The sequence below is a fragment of the Thalassospira sp. Z349TD_5 genome, assembly GCF_056173045.1.
Map to the genome: position 1 here is coordinate 2,256,164 of NZ_CM149654.1, position 24,925 is coordinate 2,281,088.

The following is a 24,925-nucleotide window of genomic DNA, read 5'->3' on the forward strand; positions in this document are numbered from 1 at the left end:
TGCGGACGCCCCCGCCATCCGAGAAAGATTGTAAAGAACGGTCACGCATTCCGATTCCGCATCGCAACAGTGTTTATTTTTTAATCATGAACCTGATGTGGCATATTTTTAATCACCACCGTTAACATTACGAAAAAAAGTTCGTGCATTTTCCTACTTTAGCGAACATTCAATGAATGAATTCATCAAGCGATTGAAAAAACACAATTTTCTACTAATTTACACGCCTCAACCACCCCTGCTTAAAGCATCGACAATGGTCAAAAACAGCTGATTTTACTGCTTATTTGACAGTATGGGTGCAGGCAGAAAACTTTTCATACTTGACACATGGCGGCCTAAAATTTCTTATTTTGGCTGTCCGATTAAGTTTTGGACTGATGGATATGCCGAAACGCATATTCAGGGTGGCACAAAAGCTAAAAACAATGCTTTGCTAATAAGGGAGCTCTTTCTTATGAAAATTCAAACGATCCTGGCCGCTGGCGCAATGACTGTTGCAGCCATCGCCGCACAGAACGCACAAGCCGGTGCAGTACTGGACGGTATTAAGGCAAAAGGTTTCGTTCAGTGTGGCGTGAACACCGGTCTTCCGGGTTTCTCTGCTGCCAACGCTGAAGGCAAGTGGGAAGGCATCGACGTTGATATTTGCCGTGGTATCGCAGCAGCGTTACTTGGCGATGCCAACAGCGTGCAGTACACCCCGCTGACCGCAGCACAGCGTTTCACGGCTCTGCAGTCTGGTGAAATCGACATCCTGTCGCGTAACACCACTGCAACCATCACCCGTGATGCGAAACTTGGCCTGACCTTTGCAGGCATCAACTACTACGACGGTCAGGGTTTCCTGATCCCGAAAGCTCTTGGCGTTTCGAGCGCGACCGAGCTTGACGGTGCAACCGTCTGTGTTGAGCCGGGTACTACCACCGAGCTGAACCTTGCTGATTACTTCCGCGCAAAAGGCATGAGCTTTGAGCCGGTCGTGATCGAAAACATCAACGAAGCAACTGCAGCCTTCTTCTCAGGCCGTTGCGATGTTTACACCACCGATGCTTCGGGTCTTGCCTCAATCCGTATCCAGATGGCTGAAAACCCGGATGACTATATGATCCTTCCGGAAATCATTTCCAAAGAACCGCTCGGCCCGGTTGTCGCCCAGGGTGACGAACAGTGGGCAGACATTGCGCGCTGGGTATTCAACGCAATGGTTGAAGCTGAAGAATTCGGCGTCACCAGCGAAAATGTTGACGACATGAAAGCAAACAGCACCAACCCGGGTATCCAGCGTCTGCTGGGCGTATCACCGGGCATGGGTGAAGCTATTGGTCTTGATGAAGCTTGGGCATACAACATCATCAAACAGGTTGGTAACTATGGCGAAAGCTATGAGAAAAACGTTACCGCGAAATTGGGCCTGGAGCGTGGTATCAACGCTCTGTGGACCAATGGTGGCCTGCAGTATGCTTGGCCGGTTCGCTAATTCGCTTAGCAACGGCTAACTAAACCTACGAAGCTCCGCCCCACTGCCTAGACGCATGGGCGGAGCTTTTCGTTAGGTGCCCATTCATTGGATACAATCTACACCTGAGGGTCATATGAGTAAGCCTCAAAATGCCCCGGGGGATGTTCGTTCCAAGAGCCTCGTTGACTATTTAAACGACGAGAATGTACGTGCGGTTTTGTATCAGATTATCGCAATCGGCCTTGTTATTTTGGCTGGCTGGTATCTGGTGTCCAACACCCTGTACAATCTTGAAAAACAGAACATCTCTACCGGTTACGGGTTCCTCGATCTTGAAGCATCCTTCGAGATCAGTGAGAGCATGATCGATTACAGTGCGCAAAGCGATTACGCGTCGGCACTGATTGTCGGTCTTCTAAATACCGTGAAAGTTTCGGTGCTTGGCATCGTCCTTTGCACGATTATTGGCATCATCTTTGGCATTGCCCGTCTGTCGTCGAACTGGATCGTTCGCAAACTGGCAACTGTTTATGTCGAGACATTCCGTAACATCCCGGTTTTGCTTCAACTTTTCTTCTGGTATGCGCTTATACCTGCAGCCTTCCCGCATCCACGTGATGCACTGGAACCGCTGCCGGGCGTATTACTGACATCGCGCGGTATGTATTTGCCTGTTCCGGTGGCTGATAACGCCTATACGCTTATGGGTATTGCCGCAATCATCGCGTTTGTGGCCATTTACTTCATCAAGAAATGGGCAACAAAACGGCAGGATGCGACCGGCCAACCTTTCCCGATGCTGTTAACAGGCATTGGTATTTTTGTCGGCCTTGTCTTCCTGGCCTATCTTATCGGTGGTGCGCCGACCGAGCTCAGCACCCCAGCCCTCAAGGGCTTTAACATTCAGGGTGGCTACAACATTTCGCCGGAATTCATGGCGGTTCTGATCGGGTTGACTGTCTATACCTCGACCTATGTTGCAGAAGTCGTGCGCTCAGGCATTCAGGCGGTGTCCTCGGGCCAATGGGAAGCGGCCGACAGCCTTGGCATCAAACGTTCTGTGGCACTTCGCAAGGTGATCTTGCCGCAGTCCATGCGCGTTGCCATCCCACCTTTGACCAACCAGTATCTTAACCTGACCAAAAACAGTTCTTTGGCTGTTGCCGTCGGGTATCCTGATCTGGTGTCCGTTTCCAACACAACCATGAACCAGACAGGTCAGGCGATTGAGGCCATCTCGATCTTCATGTCTGTCTATCTTGGTTTGTCTTTGTTGACCTCGCTCTTTATGAACTGGTTCAACAATAAGATGGCTTTGGTGGAGAGGTAATATGTCAGAAAATGCAAAATTACCTCCGCTGCCGGTCGGCACCTTTGTCGAACGTTCTGTAACATGGTCAAAGAAGAACCTGTTTGATGGCTGGTTCAACACCATCCTGACACTTGGTTCCATTGCCTTCCTGCTTTGGCTGATACCGCCGATCATCGAGTGGGGGATCATCAATGCGACCCTTACCCCGACGATTGAAGGCTGTGCCGAGGCAACAGGTGCATGCTGGGGGTTTGTCAATGCGAACCTACGGCTGATCCTGTTTGGCACCTACCCGTATGATGAACAATGGCGTCCATTGCTTGCCATGATCTTGCTGATGGGGATCATTTGTGCCAGCCTTGGCGGTGTTAAATACCCAAATGTTCGTAAATGGATCATCCCAATGTGGGTGATTGGCGTTCCGATCATTGCCATTTTGATGTGGGGCGGTGTTCTGGGTCTTACCTATGTCCAGAACAGCTATTGGGGTGGCCTTCCGCTGACCCTGATCTTGTCGTCGATTGGTATCGTCTTTGCGTTCCCGTTTGGCCTGTTGCTTGCCCTTGGGCGTCAGTCAAACATGCCTGCACTGAGAACCCTGTCGGTCGTCTATATCGAAGTCATTCGTGGCGTGCCGCTGATTACGGTTTTGTTCATGGCGTCCGTGATGTTCCCGCTGTTCTTGCCTGATGGGGTGACCATCGACAAGTTGCTGCGTGCGCAGATCGGTATCATCCTGTTTACTGCGGCCTACCTTGCTGAGGTATTCCGTGGTGGCTTGCAGGCGGTACCGCGCGGTCAGTTTGAAGCAGGTGAAAGCCTTGCACTTTCATACTGGCAGTCCATGCGACTGATCATCTTGCCGCAAGCGTTGCGTCTGGTTATTCCGCCAACCGTGAACAGCTTTATTTCCATGTTCAAGGACACCACACTGGTCGTCATCATCGGCCTGTTTGATTTCCTTGGCACGGTAAAGCTGGCACTGCGCAGCGACCCGGCCTGGACCAAGTATTACGTCGAAGGTTACACCTTCGCCGCGGCAATCTTCTTCCTGATCTGTTTCTCGATGGCGAAATATTCCGCCTATCTTGAAAAAGAACTTCGCAAAGGCGAACGCAGGTAAGGCGTTGAGGAAAAAACAATGACTGTAGCAACTGAAACCAAAACCGGTGCTGTTCCTCCTCCTTCTTCGGAGGACGTCATCACCGTCACCAAAATGAACAAATGGTACGGCAATTTCCATGTTCTCAAGGATATTGACCTGTCCGTTCGTAAAGGTGAGCGTATCGTTATTTGCGGACCTTCGGGTTCAGGTAAATCAACGCTGATCCGTACGCTGAACCGTCTTGAAGTCTATCAGCAAGGCGAGATCACCGTGAATGACATCCTGCTGGGCGACGATGTGAAAAACATCGAAGCTGTGCGCCGCGATGTTTGCATGGTGTTCCAGCACTTCAACCTTTTCCCGCATATGACCGTGCTGGAAAACCTGACATTGGCACCGATCTGGGTTCGCAAGATGCCCAAGAAAGAAGCCAATGAACTAGCGATGCATTATCTTGAGCGTGTTCGCATTGCCGAACAGGCCCATAAGTTCCCCGGTCAGCTTTCGGGTGGCCAGCAGCAGCGTGTGGCGATTGCCCGTTCGCTTTGCATGCAGCCGAAAATCATGCTGTTTGATGAGCCGACGTCCGCCCTTGACCCCGAAATGGTCAAGGAAGTGCTCGATGTCATGGTCGAACTGGCCAAAGAAGGTATGACCATGCTGTGTGTGACCCATGAAATGGGCTTTGCCAAAGAGGTCGCTGATCGCGTGATCTTTATGGATGAAGGCCAGATCATCGAAATGGCTGGACCGCATGAGTTCTTTGATAACCCCAAAAGCGAACGGACCAAGCTGTTCCTCAGCCAGATCCTGTCGCATTAAGCGGTTTATCAAGACCCAAAACACATCTGCAAAGCGGCCCCAAACGGGGCCGCTTTGTTTTTTGTGAATTTCTCGCTTGCCCCCTGCCTGCCAATTGCCGAAACTCGCCTCCATCAGCGGCCAAGCCGCTTTCAAAGACGATGCAAAACCCGGAAACCATATGACACAGACCGAATCAACAGCACCGATCACGCCTTCTTTCATCACGGTTGATGGCCTTACCAAACGGTTTGGCACCACGTTGGCGCTGGACGGTGTTGATCTGCGTCTGGCAAAGGGTGAGACGCTTGCGATTATCGGGCCGTCGGCGGCGGGTAAAAGCGTTCTGATGAAATGTTTGGTGGGTATTTACGGCCCTGATAGTGGCACCATCGTTCTTGATGGTGATGATGTCAGCAAACCGAATGCGGACAAACGCCCGGAATGGGCATCGAAAATCGGCATGCTGTTTCAGCAAAATGCCCTGTTTGACAGCCTGACGGTTTGGGAAAACATTTGTTTTCGCCAGATTGAGCTTGGCACCATGAACCGCAGCCAAGCAAAGGCGCACGCGATTGATCTTCTGGGGCATGTTGGGCTTGCCGAAGAAAGTGCCACCCTGTCACCCAGCGACCTGTCTGGTGGCATGCAGAAACGTGTGGGCATCGCGCGCGCCATTTCATCGGATCCGGCTGTGTTGTTGCTTGATAACCCGACAGCGGGCCTTGACCCGGTTCTGTCCAATCATATCGAATTGATGATTACCAAAATAGCCGAGCAACGCGGCACCACTGTTATCTCAATCACCAATGACATGCAGATCGCGCGCCATCGGTATCAGAACCTGATGATGATGCATAATGGCAAGGTCTATTGGTCTGGCCCGACCAGCACCATTGATGACGCGCACAACGACCATCTGACCCAGATGCTCAAGGGATCGTCACATGGTCCGATTACGATGCGGGCAGGCAAACGCGATGATGGCGTTTACGCCTGATGACGGCGCTCAGCTATTAGTTGGCAGTATAGACCGACACGTCCGCATCCCGGATAACATCGGACCAAATCGGCCCCGGATGGCGATCGGTAAACAGCGCATCAATTTCCGAAAGATGCCCAAGACGCACCATCGCACGGCGACCGAATTTTGACGCGTCGGTGCACAGGAACGTCTGCCGCGCGTTGGAAATAATTGCCCGTGCAACGCGGACTTCACGGTAGTCAAAATCCATCAGGCTGCCGTCTTCATCGACACCGGAAATCCCGACAATGGCAAAATCAACCTTGAACTGGTTGATGAAATCGATGGTCGCCTCCCCAATCACACCAAAGTCACGTTGGCGGACAACACCCCCGGCGATGATCACTTCAAATCCCGGATTGGCCGCACAAATTTCGGCGACATGCAGGTTGTTGGTGATGATCTTAAGGCTGGTATGGCCCGACAGGGCATGGGCGACTTCTTCGTTGGTGGTGCCGATATTGATAAACAGCGATGCGCCTTCGGGAATATGTTCGGCGACCAGCCGGGCGATTTCACGCTTGCTGCCAAGATTAAGCACCTGCCGGTCGGTATAGGCGGTGTTTTCCGTTGTCGAAACGCTGGCAGCCCCCCCGTGATAGCGGGCAATCAGGCCTTCTTCGGCCATTTCGTTGATGTCACGGCGAATGGTCTGAGGGGTGACTGAAAAATGGTCCGCCAGAGTATCAATGGTCATGAAGCTATTGGAAGCCACCAGTTCAAGTATTTCACGGCGGCGACGATCCAATTTACCCATGACGTTCTCCTGTTGTGCGGATTTTCACCTTGGTCGGCGAATTTTCATTGACGATCAAAATGCGATCTATCCGCACAAGATGCAACCTTTTCTGATTGCGAAGCATTTGAAGTCAAAAGAATTGGGATCATTACAATCGAACATATGATGCGACGATCGCATCAGAATACTGCGGTTATTTTGATCTTTCCCTTGGCCGTTCCGTATGCGGGCAACATCATTTTCCGCATGCTGGAAAGCATATCCCCAATGAATATATTTCGCGTTCATCGGATCAATGGTAGCGTCGATAAACATAAAATATTCGATCAAAAACAAGAATATGCCCATCAGGGAGGGCCCCACAATGACCAACCATTTACGCACATTGATATGTGTCCCCGATGCTTTGAAGGTCGGAGGACCGCATGGATCATTTTGATTACATTGTGATTGGTGCCGGTTCGGCCGGATGCACGATGGCCAATCGGCTTTCCGAAATCGAAAATGCGAAAGTTTTACTACTTGAAGCCGGTGGAAAAGATCGCAACCCGTGGATTCACATCCCGGTTGGATACCTTTATTGCATCGGGAATCCCAATGTTAACTGGTGCTTTAAGACCGTGCGTGAGCCGGGGCTGAATGGCCGGTCATTGGGCTATCCTCGCGGCAAGGTTCTGGGCGGATGTTCGTCAATCAATGGTATGATTTACATGCGTGGTCAGGCCAATGATTATGATCAATGGCAGCAGGCGGGCTGTTCTGGCTGGGGCTGGGACGATGTCTTGCCATTCTTTAAAAAGTCCGAAGACCATTACAAGGGATCGGACGAGATGCATGGTGCGGGCGGTGAATGGCGTGTTGAACAGGCGCGCGTACGCTGGGACATCCTTGATGCCTTTCAAACGGCCGCAGCCGAGGCAGGCATTCCGAAAGTATCGGACTTTAACCGCGGTACCAATGAAGGGTCCGGGTATTTTGATGTGAACCAGAAGCGCGGCATTCGCTGGAACACGTCAAAGGCGTTTCTGCGCCCTGCCCTTAATCGCAAGAACCTTGAAGTCCGCACCAACGCCCATGTGCGTCGTCTGACCATCGCCGATGGCCGCGTCACGGGCGTTGAATATGAACGAGATGGTCAGATCGAAACCGTGACCGCATCGCGCGAAACCGTTTTATGTGCGGGATCAGTTGGGTCGCCACAGATCCTTGAGCTGTCGGGGATCGGTCGTGGGGACGTTTTGCAACAGTATGGCATCGAACAAACCCTTGATCGCCCGCAAGTCGGTGAGAACCTGCAAGACCATTTGCAACTGCGCTGTGCCTATAAGGTCAGCGGCATTCGCACCCTGAATGAAAAAGCCAGCAACCTGTTTGGCAAGGCCAGCATCGCGCTTGAATATCTGTTCAAGCAGTCTGGTCCGATGTCGATGGCGCCAAGCCAGCTTGGCGTGTTTACGCGCTCAGACAGCTCATATGACACACCAAACTTGCAATACCATGTGCAGCCACTGTCCTTGGAAAAGTTTGGTGACCCGGTACATCCGTTTCCGGCCTTTACGGCCAGTGTGTGTAATCTGCGCCCACAAAGCCGCGGCAGCATTCATATCAGCAGTCCCGATTACCGCGAACAGCCTGCCATTGCGCCAAACTACCTTTCGGCGGATGCGGATAAAACGGTTGCGGCCGATTCAATTCGTTTGACGCGCAAAATCACGCAACAGCCTGCACTGGCCCCCTATCGGCCCGAAGAATTCAAACCCGGCCCCTCTTATGAAACTGAGGATGACCTGGTGCGCGCGGCAGGTGACATTGGCACGACCATTTTCCACCCTGTCGGCACATGCCGAATGGGGGCAGACCCGGCGTCCGTGGTTGACCCGGAACTGCGTCTTCGCGGGCTGACCGGTTTGCGAATTGCTGATGCCTCTGTCATGCCAACGATCACTTCGGGTAACACAAATTCGCCGACCATCATGATCGCGGAAAAAGCAGCAGCCATGATCAAGGCTGCAGCCAACGCCTGACATGCAAAAGCCGGGGATGATCCCCGGCTTTTGACTTCTTACATTTGCAAAAACGTCTTAGGACTTTTTGCTGGCAACGATCCGTTCGCGAACGGCAGGTGCATCGCCGGTTTGGGCCACCTCACCCTCGCCGATTTCAATCGCATCGCGCAGCAAGGAAGTTACTTCGTCAAGCTGGGCCTGATCGCGGGTATGGGCCATGCACAATGGCGTTTCAGCCGACACCGGCTGCCCGACCTTGATAAAGTCGCTAAAGCCAACTGCGAAATCGATCTTTTGATCGGCCCGGGTTCGCCCACCTTTAAGGGCCACCAGGGCCAAACCAACCTTACGGGCATCCATCGACAGGACCCGTCCGGTTTTGGCCGCACTGACCGCCTGCACCATCGGGGCGGCTTCAAGGTAATTGTCATGTTTCTCAACGAAATTTGACGGTCCGCCAAGGCTTGAAACCATTTTGGAAAACACTTCGGCGGCCTTGCCGCTTTCAAGGGCCTCACCGGCCATCTGGAACCCATCGGCGACGTCGGTTGCAACGCCACTGACCGCCAGCATCTCAGCGGCAAGCGCCATGGTGACGTCATAGACCCGTTGTTCCTGATGCTTTCCGGTCAGGAAATCAATCGCTTCGCGCATTTCAAGCGCATTTCCCACCGTATCGCCCAGAACCTGCTCCATATCGGTCAGAAGGGCCACGGTCGGCACGCCATTGCGGGTGGCGACTTCGGTGATGCTTTGTGCCAATTCACGCGCGCGTTCATATTCATTCATGAAGGCCCCCGACCCGAATTTGACATCCATCACCAAGGCATCAAGCCCGGCGGCCAGTTTCTTGGACAGAATGGATGCGGTGATCAGCGGGATGCTTTCGACCGTCGCGGTGACATCACGAATGCCATAGAACCGTTTGTCCGCGGGTGCGAGGTCGGCCGTTTGGCCAATAATCGCACAGCCAACCTCACGGGTAACCTTGGCAAATTCTTCGAGTGTCGGTGCCGTCCGATAGCCCGGAATAGAGTCAAATTTGTCGAGCGTGCCGCCCGTATGGCCAAGACCGCGCCCGGAAATCATCGGCACAAAGGCTCCGCACGCGCCGACAATTGGCCCCAGCATCAGGCTGACCTTATCGCCAACCCCGCCGGTCGAATGCTTATCGACAACAGGCCCGTCAAGGCCAAGTGCCTTCCAATCGAGAACCGTGCCACTATCGCGCATGTTGCGCGTCAAAGCGGCCCGTTCATCCATGGTCATGCCGTTAAAGAAGACTGCCATCGCGAAGGCAGCAACCTGCCCTTCGCTGATGGTTTCATCGGCAATGCCTTTGACGAAAAAGGCAATTTCGGCGTCGCTAAGAACGTCGCCTTCGCGTTTACGGCGAATGATTTCTTGGGGCAGCATAAGCTGTCTCCTGCGGGCTTATCGTTAATTTAATTTGGTCCAAACCCGAAAATTCGAGTTCATGCAGAACGTGAAAAGTACTGCAATAGTATACGAATAAGATTGGCGGAACCTTCTTTGGACATCTCAAGAGTTTGCGCGTGGCTAAGCGGCGTCGCACTCATGCCCGCGGCAAGGTTGGTGATGTTTGAAACGGCTGCGACTTTAAAGCCAAGCCGTCTGGCAAGGATGTTTTCAGGCACAGTTGACATACCAACCGCATCCGCCCCCAGCACCTTAAGCATCTTGATTTCAGCCGGCGTTTCAAAACTTGGCCCGGTGCACCAGCAATAGGTGCCTTCAAACAGTTTAATGCCCAGCTGTGCCGCCGTTTGATGCAAGCCCGCCCCGATTTCCGGATCATAAGGCACATCCATCCCGACAAAGCGGTCATCGCCGTGATAGCCAATCAACGGATTGGGACCAAACATGCTGATATGGTCGGTGATCAACATCAGGCTTCCCGGCACCGCGTCAGGCACAAGCGACCCAGCCGCATTGGTCAGGATCAGGCGATCCGCGCCAAGTTCACGCAGGGTTTCAAGCGGTTCAGCCATCAGATCCGAACGGCCATGCTCGTAAAAATGCGCGCGACCCTGCATGACGGCAACCGACACACCGCCGATCCGCCCAAGGACAAGCTGCCCGCCATGTCCGTGCACGGTCGGCAACGGAAAGCCCGGCACATCTTCATAGGCGATCTTGATCGGGTCACTGACCGCATCAACCACCCCGCCCAGCCCACTGCCAAGCACCATGGCGACATCGGCCTTAAATCCCGGTGCCTTTGATGCGATGACCTCAAGTGCGGCTTTGACATTGCTCATTTCAAGTTCTCCGGCCCAAAGGAATGCGGGATCAGTTGTTCACGGGTCAAGGTCAGCAGCGTTTCGCCCTGATCATTGATGATGAAAATGGTTGCGTCTGGTCCGGTAAATTCACGGATTTTCTGACGACACCCGCCGCACGGCGTGCAGGCAACGTCCCCCAGACCAACAACGACAATCTCATCGAACTTGGTTTCACCCGACAAAACCATGGCCGAAATCGCCCCGGCCTCGGCACAGACACCTTCGGGATAGGCCGCATTTTCCACGTTACATCCGGCAATAATTTGACCATTGACCGTCCGCAATGCCGCCCCGACATGGAATTTCGAATATGGCGCATATGCCTTGTCGCGTGCGGTAAGTGCCGCATCAATCAAATCGCGCGGTGCCTGTTGTGTCGTACCCATCGTTTTCGTCCTGTTTTCTATATCCGTGCAACCTAATTCGGGCACGTGTTATCTGTCATGTAGTCATGGATCGTTATTTTACCGCTGATAATGTCGGCCTTTGCCTGTTTGGCGGCCACTTCCATATCGTCGGTCATCAGATCACGGTTGTTTTCATCCAGCGCCCAGTCAATGCCGCCCTCGGCCAAGCCAAGGCTTTTGATGCCCGGTTGCCAGTTCCCGTCGCGGGCCGCCTTGAAGGCCTCATACACCGCAACATCAACATGTTTGACCATGGATGTCAGAACCTGCCCCGGGTGTAATCCATTCTGGTTGGCGTCTGAACCGATGCCAAGAATCTTGGCGTCAGAAGCCGCCTGCAAAACGCCAATCCCCGTTCCGCCAGCCAGTTGCAGGACAACATCCGCCCCCTTACCGATCTGGGTTTTGGTTAATTCGCCTCCACGGATTGGATCGTTCCATGCCGCACCAGTTGTGCCGACGAAATTCACCAGAACATTTGCATCGGGTTTTGCGTAGTGCGCGCCCAACTGATAGCCGCATGTCATCCGGCGAATAAGCGGAATGTCCATCCCCCCGACGGCACCGATTGTGTTGCTGTTTGACGCCATGGCAGCCAGCATGCCGACAATGAAGCTGCCTTCGTGTTCGCGAAAAACAACCGACTGCACATTGGGCTGATCGACAACCATATCGACAATCGTAAACCGGGTTTCGGGGAATTCCGGTGCGACTTCGGCCAAGGCCGACGCTTGCTGAAAACCAATAACGACGACCGGATCATGCCCATCACGGGCAAAGGTCCTGATGGCTTGCTGGCTTTGTGTGTCATTGCGCAGTTCAAATTCGCGGTAGTCAATGCCGGTATCGGTTTTGAATTTCTCTGCCCCGGTAAATGCAGATTGATTAAACGCACCATCGAACTTGCCACCCGTCGAATAGACAACAGCCGGTTTGATGGTTTCGTCTGCAAATGAGGGGCTGCTCGTCGCGATGATCCCGGGCAGAAACGCCGAAAGAACTGCGATGGTGCCAAGAAGCGGTTTTCTTTGCATGAATGTCTCCAACGCAACAAATCGGAGGCTCACGGTCCGGCGCATGGTCCCTTTAAGACCATCAACCGAACCGCATCCCGATTAACGTTCCTTCACATAGGCACGGCCAAGTGCCTTGGGCGGTGTGGCGCGACCAATGAACCCGGCCAGCAGGATCACGGTCAGCACATAGGGCAATGCCTGCACCAACTGAACGGGAACTTCGCCGATACCGGGCAGAATAACGCCCTGCAAACGGGTCGCCGCCGCATCCAGGAACCCGAACAACAAGCATGCAAACAATGCCGGGAACGGACGCCACTTTCCAAAGACCATGGCCGCAAGCGCGATATAGCCCTTACCCGCCGTCATATCCTGCAGGAACGACGCACCTTGGGCTGTTGAAAGATATGCACCCGACATACCAACAAGCACGCCAGAACACACCACCGCACGATAGCGCATCAAAACAACACTGATGCCCGCAGTATCAACGGCACCGGGGTTTTCACCAACCGCACGCAGGCGCAAGCCAAACCGGGTGCGATACATCACCCACCATGCCGCCGGAACGGCAAGGAACGCGATATACACAAGGATATTATGGCCGCTGAGAAGTTCGAAATAAATCGGCCCCAGTATAGGCACATCCCGAACGGCCTCAGCACCCGGAAGCGTGATCGGCTGAAAACGCGATGCCTTATCAAGGGCCGGGGTTTTCCCACCTTGGGCAAAGAGTGCAATGCCAACCAATGCGGTAAAGCCCGACATCAGAATGTTAATCGCCATGCCCGACACGACCTGATTACCTTTATGGGTGATGCAGGCAAAGCCATGCAGCAAGGACAAGCCGATCGTTGCGACAATCGCAGCAAGCAACCCAACCCATGGGCTACCGGCGTAATAGGCCACCGCAGCAGCCGCAAACGCCCCGCCCAGCATCATGCCTTCAAGGGCCAGATTGATCGTCCCGGACCGTTCGGAAAACATGCCTGCAAGGGCCGCAAGGATCAGAGGTGTCGATGTGCGAAGTGTCGCATCAAGAAGCAGAATGACCAGTTCGAAATTTTCCATCACGCAGCCTCCATCCGGTCACGGCGCAGGCGCCACGCGGTATAAATCTTGGTCACGCGCGGCCGGAACATATGTTCCATCGCCCCGGTAAACAGGATCACCAGACCTTGAATAACCACGACCATGTCATTGGAAATGGTTGGAATTTCAAATGAAAGCTCCGCCCCGCCCTGATAGAGCATGCCAAACAGCAACGCGGCCAGAAAAATGCCAAATGGATGGTTACGGCCCATAAGGGCAACCGCGATCCCGACAAAGCCATAGCCAGCGGTAAAATCAATCAGCAACCGGTGCTGCACACCCATGACTTCGTTCAGCGCCATAAAGGATGCCAAGGCCCCTGAAATCATCATGGCGATGATGATGTAGCGCCCCGGATCAATCCCGCCATAAGTTGCCGCCACCGCATTGGCACCAACGGTGCGGATCGCATAGCCCCAGCGCGTATGCCAGATAAACATCCAGACAAGGATGCTGGCAGCAATCGCATAGACAAATGACAGGTTGAGCGGGCTTGACGCCATGTCGATGCCAAAGGCTGCTGCCATGTCATGGATGAACGGCAACCGAAGATGTTCGGCAATCTGTTCGCTTTCCGGGGTCATTGAGCCTTGCGGGCGCAAGACATTGACCAGCAAATACACCATCAAGGATGACGCAATAAAGTTGAACATGATGGTCGTGATCACGATGTGCGACCCACGGCGCGCCTGCAAATAAGCCGGAATATAGGCCCATGCCGCCCCAAAAATTGCCGCAGCCATCATGCCAACCACAAGCATCAGCGGAAATGGCAGAAAATCAAGATAAAGGGCCGCCAAGGTTACACCAAGACCACCAACATAGGCCTGCCCTTCGGCACCAATGTTAAACAGACCGCAATGGAATGCGACGGCAAAGGAAAGCCCGGTAAAGACGAAATTGGTGGTGTAATAAAGCGTATATCCCCATGCCTCGTCGTAGCCGAACGCGCCATACAGCAAAATTTCGACAACTTCGATCGGGTTTTCACCAATCGCCAGAACCACAAGGGCTGATACTGCCAATGCTAGCAAAAGGTTCAACAGTGGCAATGCGCCAACATCTATCCAGCGCGGCAGTTGGACAACATTACTCATGCCTGCCCCTCCGCTGCCTTGGCTTGGTTTGGATCAACCCCGGCCATCATCAGACCAAGAATACGTTCATTTGCCTCAGCAGCAGAAACTTCGCCGATGATGACACCATCGCACATCACCAAAATTCGGTCGGCAAGCGACATGATTTCGTCAAGCTCCACGGACACCAGAAGGACAGCCTTGCCAGCGTCCCGCATGGCAACAATACGTTTGTGAATAAATTCGATGGCCCCGATATCAACACCACGGGTCGGCTGACCAACCAAAAGAAGTTCCGGGTCCCGCATGATTTCACGCGCCAGAACCAGTTTTTGCTGGTTGCCGCCGGAAAAATTGGCGGCTTTTAAATCGGGATCATCCGGGCGTACGTCAAATTCCGACATCATGTTCGCCGTGGCCTTGGAAATCGCGTGCCAGTCCAAAAGGATCCCGTTGTTATAGGCCGGGTCATCCTCGTAGCCCAGAATGGCGGCTTCCTTTGCCGTAAAGCCAGTAACCATCGCCATGCGATGCCGGTCTTCTGGCACATGGGCGACACCGCGTTTGCGCAGTTCGGCCGCATCAACGCCCTTGCCCGGTGTCACATCCTGATCATTGAGCAAAACACTGCCTTCACTGGCAGAACGAATACCGCCAAGGGCTTCGAGAAGTTCGCTTTGCCCGTTGCCTGAAACCCCGGCGATGCCGACGATTTCACCTGCACGCACGGTAAAACTCGCATTTTTGACCTTGCGAACACCTTGGGCGTTATCAACACAAAGATCGTTCACCTGAAGAACTGTCGCCCCCGGATTGGCTTCGCCTTTTTCCAGACGGAGCAATACACGACGGCCAACCATAAGTTCGGACAATTCTTCGGGACTGGTTAGAGCAGTTTTGCGATCTGCCACCATTGCGCCCTGGCGCATGACAGACACGTTGTCCGTCGCAGCCATGATTTCGCGCAATTTATGGGTAATCAGAACGACCGTTTTACCCTGTTCCTTCAGGGTTGCCAGAATGCGGAACAAATGATCCGCTTCCTGTGGTGTCAAAACACCGGTCGGCTCGTCCAAAATCAGGATTTCCGCACCACGATACAGTGCTTTTAGAATTTCTACACGTTGTTGCAGGCCAACCGACAGGTCGCCGACAATTGCATCCGGGTCAATGTCGAGCGAATATTCGCGTTCAAGCCGTTCAAGCTCCACGCGGGCCTTATCGACCCCGTCGCGTAAAACAGCCCCGCCTTCGACACCCAGAATAACGTTTTCCAGAACAGAAAAGGTCTCGACCAGCATGAAATGCTGATGAACCATGCCAATACCGGCGGCAATGGCGTCTTCCGACCCTTTGATATCGCACAGCTTGCCATCGACATGGATGGTGCCACCGTCGGCCTGATAAAAGCCGTACAGGATGCTCATCAGCGTCGATTTACCTGCGCCATTTTCGCCCACGATGCCGTGGATTGTTCCCTTATCGACCTTAAGGTCAATTTCCTTATTGGCATGTACCGCTCCGAACCGCTTGTCTATTCCACGCAGTTCAATAGCGGGTTGCACGGCACCGGTTTCCCCGGTGCCGTGCATTTGATGCATCGTATCCGACACTACAAATCCCCGGTTTGCTTCACCACTGCCTTACATCGGGCAGGCGCTATCGCTCATGTAATCATGCACTTCAAGCGAACCCGAAGCGATGTCTTCCTTGGCTTTTGCAACAGCCGCTTTCATGTCGTCGGTGATGAGCTTCTCGTTGTTTTCATCAAGAGCCCAGTCAACACCGCCTTCTGCCAGACCAAGAATGGTCAGGCCCGGCTGCCAGTCATCGCCAGCGGCTGCTTCGAATGCTTCGTAAACAGCAACATCAACGCGCTTGAGCATCGAGGTCAGAACCGATCCCGGATGCAGTGCGTTCTGGTTGGAGTCAACACCGATACCGAGTTTGCCTGCATCAGCTGCTGCCTGAAGAACGCCAACGCCCGTACCACCAGCCGCATGATAGACAACGTCTGCGCCACGGTCGAACTGTGATTTGGCCAACTCGCCACCCTTAACAGGGTCATTCCATGCTGCACCAGTCGTGCCGGTCATGTTCTGGAACACTTCAGCGTCGCTATTGGCGTATTTAACACCCTGTGCATAGCCACACTCAAATTTGCGAATCAACGGAATGTCCATGCCACCGACAAAGCCGACTTTACCGGTTTCAGATGCCATTGCGGCCAGAATACCAACCAGGAACGACCCTTCGTGTTCTTTAAAGACCACGGACTGAACGTTCGGCAGGTCAACAACCATATCAATGATGGTGAATTTGGTTTCCGGGAATTCTTTGGCGACTTTTTCCAAGGCAGAAGCCTGCGAAAAGCCAATCGCAACGATCGGGTTCATACCACGACGTGCAAAGTTGCGCATCGCCTGTTCACGCTGGGAATCGTTCTGAATTTCGAAGTCGCGATACTCGGTACCGGTGTCTTCTTTGTATTTTTCAGCGCCGTTATATGCGCCCTGATTAAACGAACGGTCAAAACGGCCGCCAAGGTCATAGACCACTGCCGGATTGATTTCTGCAGCCGCTGCAACACCTGCATAGCAGGCGACAGCCGCGACCACGGAGGTCAGAAGCTTTTTCATTCCGATGCCCTTCTTTGCTTGAATTCTGTTTATTCTTCCGCCGGTGCCCTTAACCGGTGGAACTCCCTCATCGAAAAACCTGATCCGCAGTGCGACCAAAATTTGGCCCCTCTACCGGATTGAACCGGAATGTCTGCACTGCGAGATGCTTATGGTAACTACAAAAGATAGTACCCTGTAAATAGAAGACCGCGCAAACTGCGGCATAACCTGTCCATTTGGTCAAAAAAGGCATGCAGCAATTCCGCCGTTGCACGTCCCCTTCCTGCGGGGTTTCCCTTAGGTTAGGGCGCATTCCTCATTCAGGTTCGACGATATTTCGCACGATAGATTTTCTTGGCAAACTTAATAATCAACCAAACGGGTTTTATGACGTTCGCCATCGCAACACGGTCATTCTGTGCTGCCGATTCTTTACCGGATACATAAAACCATACGCATCCAACGCGCAGGCCATGGTTGGAAAATTGCATTTTTCATCGCACCGTCATCAACCGGGCGTACCACCGGCGATTAATTGGTGTTAGCATTCCGCACGTTTAAGGCTTTGTCATATCATGCCAGCTTGCTGTGAGGGATCGGCAAAACTGGCCCATTGCTGGAGATCAATAATGAAACATAAGATTGCAGGGCTTCTATCGGCATGCACCATGTTGACCCTTGGTGCGGGAAGCGCATTGGCAGATTATGATTTGCGTATTCTTCATACCAATGACGTTCATGATCGCGTTGAATCGGTCACCAAGTATAACAATACCTGCTCGGTCGAAGACGATGCCGACGGAAAATGTTTTGGCGGATACGCGCGTCTTGCGACCGCCATCCGTGATGCCAAGGCCCAAGGCGGCAATGTGCTGGCTCTTGACGGTGGCGATCAGTTTCAGGGATCCCTTTATTATTCGACCTATCGAGGCCAATTGACCGCCCAGTTGATGACCATGGCTGGCTATGACGCCATGACAATTGGCAACCACGAATTTGACGATGGCCCCGAAGTGCTTGAGGCTTTTATCAAAGCCAGCACTGTTCCGGTCCTGTCGGCCAATGTAAATCCGACCGCGGCCTCCAGCCTTGATGGTGAAATCAAGCCCGACATCATTATCGAACTTGGCGGTGAAAAAATCGGCCTGATCGGCATCACGACGGAAGAAACCCCGGATATCTCAAGCCCCGGCGATCAGGTTGAAATCACAGATTCCGAGATGGCATTGCGCTATTCTGTGGCACGTTTACGCCTTAAGGGGGTCAATAAAATCATCGTCATGAGCCATTCGGGCTCCTACAAGGATTTCGAACTGGCCAAAACGGTCAGTGGCATTGACGTCATTGTTGGCGGCCATGACAACCAGCTGTTTTCCAATACCAATGAAAAGGCCAACTACCCCTACCCGGTTGTTGAAACCGCACCGGATGGTAAACCTGTTCTTGTGGTGCAGGCGTATGCCTATAGCCGCTATCTTGGCGAACTGAACGTCACCTTTGATGATGATGGTGTCGCAACCGCGTGGTCAGGTGAGCCGATTGCCCTTGATGCCAGCATAAAACCGGCCCAGGACGTTCTCGACGTTATTGCCTTGTCCAGCGGCAAGGTCGACGCGGTTCGCAATGTCGATGTCGGTAGCTTTACCGCACCGGCCGACGGATCGCGCGAAACATGCCGTCATATGGAATGTTCCATGGGCTCGCTGGTCGCCGATGCGATGTTGTGGAAAGCGGGCGACGGTTATCAGATCGCCATTCAGAACGGTGGTGGAGTGCGTGCCAGCATTGACGAAGGAACGGTTACCATGGGCGAAGTCCTGACGGTTTTGCCGTTCCAGAACGCGCTGGCAACGTTTAACCTGTCGGGCAAGGATGTTGTCGCATCGCTTGAACATGGTGTTTCGAAAGTTGACGAGGACAAAGGCCAGTTCCCACAAGTCGCCGGTCTTAAATTCGATCTTGATCTGTCCAAGCCGGTTGGATCGCGCGTTTCAAACGTCATGGTCGCCGAGGGGGACAGTTATGCGCCGATTGATATGAACAAGACCTATGGCGTTGTATCCAACGACTTCATGCGCAATGGCGGCGATGGCTATGCCCTGTTCCGGGATAATGCGACCAATGTCTATGACTTTGGTCCCAACCTTGAACAGGCGGTTGCCGACTATATCGGTATGAAGTCGCCAGTGACCCCTATGGCGGGTGACCGGATCATGCTGAAATAAGTGCCGCACATATGGCATCAGATATCAAAGGGCGGCCACGTGGAGCCTGTGTCAAAACCCCGCTGCTCCTGTAGCGGGGTTTTTCATAAACTGTGTGTGTTTTCCTCATACGGGGGCGAGCAAGAGCCTTTCGATGATGTTTTTTGCCCCGAGGATGTTGATGGCGCGCTTGAGATTGAAAGCTGTGACGGATAAGGCCATTTCTGCCTTGACCGCAGGCAAGCCCCGGCACAGGAACCTCGGTGTTCCCATCATGTGTTTGAGAATGCCAAACGGATGTTCGACAAGGGATTTTCGTCGTGTCATCGCCTCGGGATGGTCCGCCATGCGTTGGGCCGTTTGCTCGAGGGGCCCCTCAAGCAAATGGCGGCTGACCCGTCGCCGGTCGACTTTGGTGCAACGGGATTTGTGCGCACAGGCGGCGCAATCCTTCGGATCGGCCACGTAATTGGCGCTCTGGTTCTTGCGCGAGGCATTCTCGAAGGACAGGACATTTCCTGCCGGACAGATATAATGCTGCTTGGCTGCATCCCAGTCGAAGTCGGACTTTTCAAAGAAATCACCATGCGTGTTACGTGAGCGAGGATGGGGAACAAAAGCGGTGATGCCATCTTCGTCACAGGCCGCGATCTGCTCTGCATCGGCATAGCCCGCATCGGCCAGAATATCTATCTTTGTGCGCTCAAGCACGTCCTTTGCTGCTTTGGCGACCCGATGCAATTCATTCTGGTCCGATGTCGCCTGTGTCACTTCATGATGAGCGATCAGCCCGTGGGCATCATCGACCGCAGACTGAAGATTGTAGCCGACAATCCGGCCTTTGCCTGATCGCATGATCCGGGCATCCCCATCTCCGATAACCACCTGTGTCTGTCCCATCTCGTCCATCAGAAGCACCGACTGGGCCAGATCGGCTTTCTGCGCGCGCAACTTTGCAAGGGTTGCACGCACATCACCTGTTTTACCTCCTGTGCCGCCCGGGACGTCCGACGGGGTGTACCGACGGGCCATCCGTAGCATTCTGGCTATGGTCAATGGCGTCCATCTCTGCGAGATAGTCCGATATTTGCCGGTCAATATCGGCGATCCGCTTTTGAAGCTGTGATTTCGTCCAGACTTTTTGCGGACTGGTATCTGCCTGGAATTTCGATCCGTCCACGGCCAGGCACTGACCCGCGATCAGCCCTTCCCCGCGCAGAAACAGCACAAGACTGCGACAAACCCGGCCTATCCCCTCCCGGTTCGTTCGGCGGAAATCGGCAATCGTCTTGAAATCAGGGGCCAAACGGTCCAGCAGCCACAAAAGTTCGATATTGCGGTGGCATTCGCGTTCCAGCCCCCGGCTCGAACGCAAACGGTTCAGATAGCCATACAGATACAATTTCAGAAGAACGCAAGGATGATAGCCCGGACGACCTGTCGCCTTTGGCTGCACCCGGACAAAACCCAGTGCCTGTAGATCAAGGGCCGAGACAAAGGCATCAATCACCCGCACCCCATTGTCATCGGCAACAAGATCATCAAGCCGGTCCGGGAAAAGTGTTCCCTGTTCGCGACTGGTTCCTTCGATAAAGCCTGACATAAAAAAACTGCCCGAAATTCATCCTCCGGGCAGTTTCTCAAATCAGACAACGCTTGGGAATCCTGTTTTCACACAGGCTCACGTGGGTCGCCCTTTGTTGTTTTTCTTGCCTTTGATCGGTGTCGCGGCTTAGAAAGTCGCTTGTTTGAAATTGCCTGTCACTCCCTGACCCTCACCACAAAGAGCAACAACCTGTGATCACGCCCTCGGCCAATATTCTTTGTTTTGGTGCCGCTCATTTTGACCGCACCTTGCAATGTACGGAACAGTTTGTCCCGGCGGCCTCAAACCCCGTCAGAACCCTGCACCGCAAACCCGGCGGTGTTGCGCGCAATATTGCGGTTCATCTGAGGTTGCTTGGCAACAATGTCGCAATGCTGAGCGCGGTTGGAGATGACGGTGACGGCGAACAGGTGATTGCCGCCCTGTCTGAACTGGGGATCGATACCCGCCGGATGCACAAGCTCGACGGTAAGCATACAGCAGGCTATACCGCCGTGCTTGATGACACCGGCGAACTGGCGTTGGGCATGATGGACGCCGAAGTCTATGACCTGCTGAGCATTGATCTTTTGAAGGATCAACTGGCCAACCTTCAGGCGTGGCCATGGTGGCTGATTGATGCCAACCTGCCCGCCCCCACCATTGACTGGCTGACGAAAAACAAGGGCAGCTCAAAATTCTGTGCTGCAACCGTTTCACCAAGCAAGGGTGCGCGCTTCGCCCCGGTTCTTGACAAGCTTGACCTTTTGATCGCCAACCGGGCTGAGGCAAAAGTCCTGACCGGCATTGAAATCAATGAGATTGATCAGGCAAAGACCGCCATTGACGTTCTGCGCGGCAAAGGTGTTTGTGACATGGTGATTACGCTGGGGGCAAAAGGTGTTGTGTCATCATCTGGTGACAGCACGGCATTCTGGCACCCGTTGCCAACAAAGGTTTGCGACGTCAACGGGGCCGGTGATGCGTTTTATTCCGGGTTCCTGTCACGGTTTACCAAACCGGGCGCGACGATGGATGAGGCAGTCGCCGAAGGTTTGGCCATGGCCAGCCTGACGGCTGAAACCGAAGGAACCACCGTTTGGAACCTGACACAGAGTGCGGTTGACGCACGCGCCGAACATGCCTTTAAAAAACTGATTTAACCGTCACGGATCGGGGTAGCGTGTCTTATATTGACCGGTTACACGCGCGATAAGATTGCAAGCCCTGCCGTGTCGCGATAGCTTATCTGAAATTCAAACCTACTGGAGCACTGCCGATGCACCCCTTTTTCATCTTCGTGAAATGCGAATTGGGCAAAGCCTATGACGTCGCCGCCAATCTTGTCGAAGAAGTCGAAGGTGTCTCGGAAGTCTATTCCATTTCCGGCCCGTTCGAACTTCTGGTCAAAGTTTATGTCGAAGACGAACAGGATATCGGGCGCTATGTGAACGAACAAATCCACAAGCTGCCCAATATCAAGGACACCCAAACCATCATCACGTTTAACGCGTTCACCTGATCACTCAGGCAAGGGCGTAAAATGACAAACGCGGCGAAAATCTTCGCCGCGTTTTTTGTTTGTGTGCCGTCAGACATTTCGTCTAATTGCGCACGACGTCCGAGATCACATCAAGAATAAGCTCGGTGCCCTTCTGGATCAGGACAACGTCATTGCCGACAATCTGGCGAATAGCGTCATCTGTGCGATTTGGCAGGCGTGCGCGCAGATCATCCGGAAGGTCGCGCTTGGCAATTCCTGGTGGCAACGAACCACCCCTCTCAAGCTTCATGGCAATTCCCGGCGGCAGACCTTTGTTGCCCTTGCCTTTGTTTCCGAGGCCTTTACCACCTTTGTCGTTGCCGTGCCCCTGATCGGCATCAACGGTCCCAGTTGCGACATCGAGAACATCACGGATGATGCGGCGTTCTTCATCGGAAAAAATACCGCCGCTTTGTGCGATTTCGACATATCCATGATCATGCGCGCTGTTTGACGCATGCGCCATCACCGATGGTATTGAGAACATCGCACAGGCAACGGCAACCGCTTTGGTCATGCATCCTGCGTAAACTGTCGTTTTACTGGGCATTTTTTCCTCAATCATTGTGGTATCGCATCCATGATCAGATGAGGGCTTTTCGCAAAAATGCGAGCCCCCGATCCCCAGACAACGCTTGAGAAGGAAGTTTTCTGCCATTTAGGCAAAGAAAAAGGCACCCTTTTAGGGTGCCTTTAACATTGGCGGGCAAGGAGGGATTCGAACCCTCGATAGGGCTTTTGACCCTATACTCCCTTAGCAGGGGAGCGCCTTCAGCCACTCGGCCACTTGCCCTCTATGTCCTTGGTGTTCCCTGCGGAACGACGCCTTTCTTAAACACCGGCACGGCGTGTGTCAATGCCCGAAACCAGCGTTTACGACGTTTTCTTTTTAACAGGCCCATCAAATAAAACCAGCAGCTTTTTGAGACCCCGTCTCATGGCATTTTGCGGTTGAAAGCCAAAAGAGTTCTTCAAACCATCACACAGCTGTCATCTGTTGGCAAAAAACACCTGTCATAAAGCGACAGTCGATTGGTTTTTCAACGTCAGAAGACGCTACAAGCTGGTTGGAGTAACATGCGTACCATCTATCAGAGCACCGATGATTTCGGCCACACTCTTCGTGCCCTCAAAATGACCCCGGAAGGTTATACCGATCCGGTGTATATGGGGCTGGTCATTCAGGACCGCGAGGTTCTTTTCCGTACCCGTGAAAACAGCTCGCGAGAGTTCGTGTTGCAGAAGATCAAGGAATTTGTCGCGGGCAATGCCCCGTCAATGAACGCACAACCGGCCTGATGGCCGGTTTTTTATTGCCCGGACCTCACACAACCTTTTGCGCCGGGCAGTTTATCGCGCCGAGGCGAGCCTCCCCGCTCGTCTCGCAACTCCAACCGCCGGTCATCGCGACCGGCGGTTTCTTTTATCTTGCTTAGACGTTGGCCGGAATTTGGTCCTGCCGTGCGCGCCACATCATGATCAGCGCCACACACAGGAACGGCAGCACGCCGTAATTGATCAAATCCCAACCGGCCCCGGCAATCAGGGCCCCTGATATGACAGATGCGATGGTTGCGGTAATACCGTTGCCCAACTCCATCAGGCTTTGCGCATGACCACGTTCGGCCTCAGTGTGCCCTTTACCCAACAAGGTCGTACCCGCCAGAAGCATCATGTTCCAGCCAATCCCAAGCAGAAACGAGCTGACCAAAAAGGCCGTAACCGTCACCCCGGACAAGGCCGCAATCACACTGGCCACCAGCACCCCACTGCCCAGAACCGCGACACGGCGCGCACCGAACCGATCAATCATCGGCCCGGCAACAAAAGCCGGAAGAAACATGCCGACCAAATGCCAACGGATAACATTGGCCGATACATCGACATCAAAACCGCAATACTTCATTGCAAGCGGCGTTGCGGTCATCACCAACACCATAATGCCGTGACCGCTGGCACTAACCGCGATCGCCCCACGAATGGCCGGACGGCGCAAAAGGTCCCGCATGATGCCCCGACTGGTGTGCGGTTTGACCGGAATACCGCCATCAGGCAACATCAGCATCAAAAGCGCGCCCACAGCCGCCAACGCCGCCAGTGCGACATAGGCCCCAGCAAAGGGCACGGGCAGCATATCGCGGCTCGAGGCGGCAATTTCCGGTGCGATCAACGCGGCCAACACACCGCCACCGACAACCAGTGCTGCGGCCCGGCCTTTATGGGTGGCATCAACTGTTTCAAGGGCGGCGTAGCGGTAATACATCGCAGATGCCTGATAAGTCCCGATCAAAAAAGGCGCGGCTGCCACCAGCCAGAATGCACCGATGTAAATCCCCACCGATAGCAACAGTCCGCCAGCAACACCACACAAAGCCCCCAGAAACAGGCCCGTGCGTCGGCCATAGTTCTGCATGATCATCGACAGCGGATGCACAGACGCCAGATTACCAAGCATCAAAATGCCTAACGGCAAAGTCGCCAAGACCGCCGTTGGCGCAAGCGACACGCCAACAATCGAGGTCAGCGTAATCCCGATCAGTGAACAGGACCAATACAGTGCCTGCGCGACAAACAGCAGACGCAATGATCCATTGGTCAGCAACAACATGTTTCCAACTCCCAAAAA

Annotated in this window: 22 protein-coding genes, 1 tRNA gene and 1 pseudogene; 10 read left to right on the forward strand and 14 right to left on the reverse strand. The window is 53.6% G+C overall.

Translation table 11 applies throughout. The annotated features are described in order from the left end of the window. Nucleotides 1–457 precede the first annotated feature (457 nt). From AC0VXT_RS10320 to AC0VXT_RS10340, 5 genes are all read left to right on the forward strand, one after another. Nucleotides 458–1,480: an amino acid ABC transporter substrate-binding protein gene (locus AC0VXT_RS10320; RefSeq protein WP_475548524.1), complete on the forward strand. Its 1,023-nt coding sequence runs from the start codon at nucleotides 458–460 to the stop codon at nucleotides 1,478–1,480. Between the two features lie 115 nt (nucleotides 1,481–1,595). Continuing rightward, nucleotides 1,596–2,792 (forward strand): amino acid ABC transporter permease, encoded by a 1,197-nt coding sequence (locus tag AC0VXT_RS10325; protein WP_475548525.1) that lies wholly within the window; start codon nucleotides 1,596–1,598, stop codon nucleotides 2,790–2,792. 1 nt (nucleotide 2,793) lies between these two features. Beyond that, nucleotides 2,794–3,897 carry an amino acid ABC transporter permease gene (locus AC0VXT_RS10330; protein WP_276654526.1) on the forward strand — a complete coding sequence of 368 codons (1,104 nt, stop codon included), beginning with the start codon at nucleotides 2,794–2,796 and terminating at the stop codon, nucleotides 3,895–3,897. Nucleotides 3,898–3,990: 93 nt separating this feature from the next. Continuing rightward, nucleotides 3,991–4,701, forward strand: coding sequence for an amino acid ABC transporter ATP-binding protein (locus AC0VXT_RS10335; RefSeq protein ID WP_475548574.1), 711 nt, complete (start codon nucleotides 3,991–3,993; stop codon nucleotides 4,699–4,701). 160 nt (nucleotides 4,702–4,861) lie between these two features. Next, nucleotides 4,862–5,680: an ABC transporter ATP-binding protein gene (locus AC0VXT_RS10340; RefSeq protein ID WP_475548526.1), complete on the forward strand. Its 819-nt coding sequence runs from the start codon at nucleotides 4,862–4,864 to the stop codon at nucleotides 5,678–5,680. A 16-nt stretch (nucleotides 5,681–5,696) separates the two neighbouring features. Here AC0VXT_RS10340 and AC0VXT_RS10345 read toward each other — a convergent pair whose 3' ends face one another. Next, on the reverse strand, nucleotides 5,697–6,461 hold the full coding sequence (locus tag AC0VXT_RS10345) for a DeoR/GlpR family DNA-binding transcription regulator (RefSeq protein WP_022730705.1): 765 nt from the start codon (nucleotides 6,459–6,461) through the stop codon (nucleotides 5,697–5,699). A gap of 407 nt (nucleotides 6,462–6,868) precedes the next feature. Here AC0VXT_RS10345 and AC0VXT_RS10350 point away from each other — a divergent pair, with 407 nt between their 5' ends. Continuing rightward, nucleotides 6,869–8,467, forward strand: a complete 1,599-nt coding sequence (locus AC0VXT_RS10350; protein WP_475548527.1) for a GMC family oxidoreductase — start codon at nucleotides 6,869–6,871, stop codon at nucleotides 8,465–8,467. Nucleotides 8,468–8,524: 57 nt separating this feature from the next. Here AC0VXT_RS10350 and deoA read toward each other — a convergent pair whose 3' ends face one another. The 8 genes from deoA to AC0VXT_RS10390 form a co-directional block, all read right to left on the reverse strand. Beyond that, complete coding sequence (deoA, locus tag AC0VXT_RS10355; protein WP_475548528.1) at nucleotides 8,525–9,865, reverse strand: thymidine phosphorylase; 1,341 nt, start codon at nucleotides 9,863–9,865, stop codon at nucleotides 8,525–8,527. A 59-nt stretch (nucleotides 9,866–9,924) separates the two neighbouring features. Continuing rightward, nucleotides 9,925–10,731 (reverse strand): purine-nucleoside phosphorylase, encoded by an 807-nt coding sequence (locus AC0VXT_RS10360; protein WP_412776370.1) that lies wholly within the window; start codon nucleotides 10,729–10,731, stop codon nucleotides 9,925–9,927. Continuing rightward, on the reverse strand, nucleotides 10,728–11,141 hold the full coding sequence (cdd, locus tag AC0VXT_RS10365; RefSeq protein ID WP_475548529.1) for a cytidine deaminase: 414 nt from the start codon (nucleotides 11,139–11,141) through the stop codon (nucleotides 10,728–10,730). The genes AC0VXT_RS10360 and cdd overlap by 4 nt, the downstream gene beginning before the upstream one ends. Before the next feature lie 32 nt (nucleotides 11,142–11,173). Further along, nucleotides 11,174–12,196: a BMP family lipoprotein gene (locus AC0VXT_RS10370; protein WP_475548530.1), complete on the reverse strand. Its 1,023-nt coding sequence runs from the start codon at nucleotides 12,194–12,196 to the stop codon at nucleotides 11,174–11,176. 81 nt (nucleotides 12,197–12,277) lie between these two features. Then, nucleotides 12,278–13,249 carry an ABC transporter permease gene (locus tag AC0VXT_RS10375; protein ID WP_475548531.1) on the reverse strand — a complete coding sequence of 324 codons (972 nt, stop codon included), beginning with the start codon at nucleotides 13,247–13,249 and terminating at the stop codon, nucleotides 12,278–12,280. Beyond that, nucleotides 13,249–14,367 (reverse strand): ABC transporter permease, encoded by a 1,119-nt coding sequence (locus AC0VXT_RS10380; RefSeq protein WP_102785078.1) that lies wholly within the window; start codon nucleotides 14,365–14,367, stop codon nucleotides 13,249–13,251. The genes AC0VXT_RS10375 and AC0VXT_RS10380 overlap by 1 nt, the downstream gene beginning before the upstream one ends. Continuing rightward, nucleotides 14,364–15,947: an ABC transporter ATP-binding protein gene (locus AC0VXT_RS10385; RefSeq protein WP_417823899.1), complete on the reverse strand. Its 1,584-nt coding sequence runs from the start codon at nucleotides 15,945–15,947 to the stop codon at nucleotides 14,364–14,366. Before AC0VXT_RS10385 ends, AC0VXT_RS10380 begins: the two co-directional genes overlap by 4 nt. Nucleotides 15,948–15,989: 42 nt before the next feature. Then, entirely contained in the window at nucleotides 15,990–16,985 is a 996-nt protein-coding gene (locus AC0VXT_RS10390; RefSeq protein ID WP_022730695.1) for a BMP family lipoprotein, read from the reverse strand. Nucleotides 16,986–17,596: 611 nt separating this feature from the next. Here AC0VXT_RS10390 and AC0VXT_RS10395 point away from each other — a divergent pair. Further along, nucleotides 17,597–19,192 carry a bifunctional metallophosphatase/5'-nucleotidase gene (locus tag AC0VXT_RS10395; protein ID WP_475548532.1) on the forward strand — a complete coding sequence of 532 codons (1,596 nt, stop codon included), beginning with the start codon at nucleotides 17,597–17,599 and terminating at the stop codon, nucleotides 19,190–19,192. A 105-nt stretch (nucleotides 19,193–19,297) separates the two neighbouring features. On the opposite strand, the gene AC0VXT_RS10400 is transcribed toward AC0VXT_RS10395, so the two are convergent. After that, complete coding sequence (locus AC0VXT_RS10400; RefSeq protein ID WP_475548533.1) at nucleotides 19,298–20,203, reverse strand: transposase; 906 nt, start codon at nucleotides 20,201–20,203, stop codon at nucleotides 19,298–19,300. A gap of 228 nt (nucleotides 20,204–20,431) precedes the next feature. After that, nucleotides 20,432–20,774: pseudogene (locus AC0VXT_RS10405) on the reverse strand (transposase); the annotation flags it as partial. A 194-nt stretch (nucleotides 20,775–20,968) separates the two neighbouring features. Here AC0VXT_RS10405 and AC0VXT_RS10410 point away from each other — a divergent pair. Then, nucleotides 20,969–21,919, forward strand: coding sequence for a carbohydrate kinase family protein (locus AC0VXT_RS10410; RefSeq protein ID WP_475548534.1), 951 nt, complete (start codon nucleotides 20,969–20,971; stop codon nucleotides 21,917–21,919). A 116-nt stretch (nucleotides 21,920–22,035) separates the two neighbouring features. After that, nucleotides 22,036–22,278 (forward strand): Lrp/AsnC ligand binding domain-containing protein, encoded by a 243-nt coding sequence (locus AC0VXT_RS10415; RefSeq protein ID WP_022730692.1) that lies wholly within the window; start codon nucleotides 22,036–22,038, stop codon nucleotides 22,276–22,278. Between the two features lie 82 nt (nucleotides 22,279–22,360). Here AC0VXT_RS10415 and AC0VXT_RS10420 read toward each other — a convergent pair whose 3' ends face one another. Further along, nucleotides 22,361–22,816, reverse strand: a complete 456-nt coding sequence (locus AC0VXT_RS10420; protein ID WP_475548535.1) for a hypothetical protein — start codon at nucleotides 22,814–22,816, stop codon at nucleotides 22,361–22,363. Nucleotides 22,817–22,999: 183 nt separating this feature from the next. Continuing rightward, a tRNA-Ser gene (locus AC0VXT_RS10425) sits at nucleotides 23,000–23,092 on the reverse strand. Between the two features lie 284 nt (nucleotides 23,093–23,376). Between AC0VXT_RS10425 and AC0VXT_RS10430 the strand changes: the two genes are divergently transcribed. Further along, entirely contained in the window at nucleotides 23,377–23,598 is a 222-nt protein-coding gene (locus tag AC0VXT_RS10430; protein WP_022730690.1) for a hypothetical protein, read from the forward strand. 133 nt (nucleotides 23,599–23,731) lie between these two features. Here AC0VXT_RS10430 and AC0VXT_RS10435 read toward each other — a convergent pair whose 3' ends face one another. Further along, nucleotides 23,732–24,907: an MFS transporter gene (locus AC0VXT_RS10435; RefSeq protein WP_475548536.1), complete on the reverse strand. Its 1,176-nt coding sequence runs from the start codon at nucleotides 24,905–24,907 to the stop codon at nucleotides 23,732–23,734. Nucleotides 24,908–24,925: the final 18 nt, after the last annotated feature.

Bases quoted from the DNA above. Each gene is read 5' to 3' on its own strand.
- AC0VXT_RS10320 (WP_475548524.1), top strand. From the start codon at position 458: ATGAAAATTCAAACGATCCTGGCCGCTGGCGCAATGACTGTTGCAGCC.
- AC0VXT_RS10325 (WP_475548525.1), top strand. From the start codon at position 1,596: ATGAGTAAGCCTCAAAATGCCCCGGGGGATGTTCGTTCCAAGAGCCTC.
- AC0VXT_RS10330 (WP_276654526.1), top strand. From the start codon at position 2,794: ATGTCAGAAAATGCAAAATTACCTCCGCTGCCGGTCGGCACCTTTGTC.
- AC0VXT_RS10335 (WP_475548574.1), top strand. From the start codon at position 3,991: ATGAACAAATGGTACGGCAATTTCCATGTTCTCAAGGATATTGACCTG.
- AC0VXT_RS10340 (WP_475548526.1), top strand. From the start codon at position 4,862: ATGACACAGACCGAATCAACAGCACCGATCACGCCTTCTTTCATCACG.
- AC0VXT_RS10345 (WP_022730705.1), bottom strand. From the start codon at position 6,461: ATGGGTAAATTGGATCGTCGCCGCCGTGAAATACTTGAACTGGTGGCT.
- AC0VXT_RS10350 (WP_475548527.1), top strand. From the start codon at position 6,869: ATGGATCATTTTGATTACATTGTGATTGGTGCCGGTTCGGCCGGATGC.
- deoA (WP_475548528.1), bottom strand. From the start codon at position 9,865: ATGCTGCCCCAAGAAATCATTCGCCGTAAACGCGAAGGCGACGTTCTT.
- AC0VXT_RS10360 (WP_412776370.1), bottom strand. From the start codon at position 10,731: ATGAGCAATGTCAAAGCCGCACTTGAGGTCATCGCATCAAAGGCACCG.
- cdd (WP_475548529.1), bottom strand. From the start codon at position 11,141: ATGGGTACGACACAACAGGCACCGCGCGATTTGATTGATGCGGCACTT.
- AC0VXT_RS10370 (WP_475548530.1), bottom strand. From the start codon at position 12,196: ATGCAAAGAAAACCGCTTCTTGGCACCATCGCAGTTCTTTCGGCGTTT.
- AC0VXT_RS10375 (WP_475548531.1), bottom strand. From the start codon at position 13,249: ATGGAAAATTTCGAACTGGTCATTCTGCTTCTTGATGCGACACTTCGC.
- AC0VXT_RS10380 (WP_102785078.1), bottom strand. From the start codon at position 14,367: ATGAGTAATGTTGTCCAACTGCCGCGCTGGATAGATGTTGGCGCATTG.
- AC0VXT_RS10385 (WP_417823899.1), bottom strand. From the start codon at position 15,947: ATGCATCAAATGCACGGCACCGGGGAAACCGGTGCCGTGCAACCCGCT.
- AC0VXT_RS10390 (WP_022730695.1), bottom strand. From the start codon at position 16,985: ATGAAAAAGCTTCTGACCTCCGTGGTCGCGGCTGTCGCCTGCTATGCA.
- AC0VXT_RS10395 (WP_475548532.1), top strand. From the start codon at position 17,597: ATGAAACATAAGATTGCAGGGCTTCTATCGGCATGCACCATGTTGACC.
- AC0VXT_RS10400 (WP_475548533.1), bottom strand. From the start codon at position 20,203: ATGGCCCGTCGGTACACCCCGTCGGACGTCCCGGGCGGCACAGGAGGT.
- AC0VXT_RS10415 (WP_022730692.1), top strand. From the start codon at position 22,036: ATGCACCCCTTTTTCATCTTCGTGAAATGCGAATTGGGCAAAGCCTAT.
- AC0VXT_RS10420 (WP_475548535.1), bottom strand. From the start codon at position 22,816: ATGACCAAAGCGGTTGCCGTTGCCTGTGCGATGTTCTCAATACCATCG.
- AC0VXT_RS10430 (WP_022730690.1), top strand. From the start codon at position 23,377: ATGCGTACCATCTATCAGAGCACCGATGATTTCGGCCACACTCTTCGT.
- AC0VXT_RS10435 (WP_475548536.1), bottom strand. From the start codon at position 24,907: ATGTTGTTGCTGACCAATGGATCATTGCGTCTGCTGTTTGTCGCGCAG.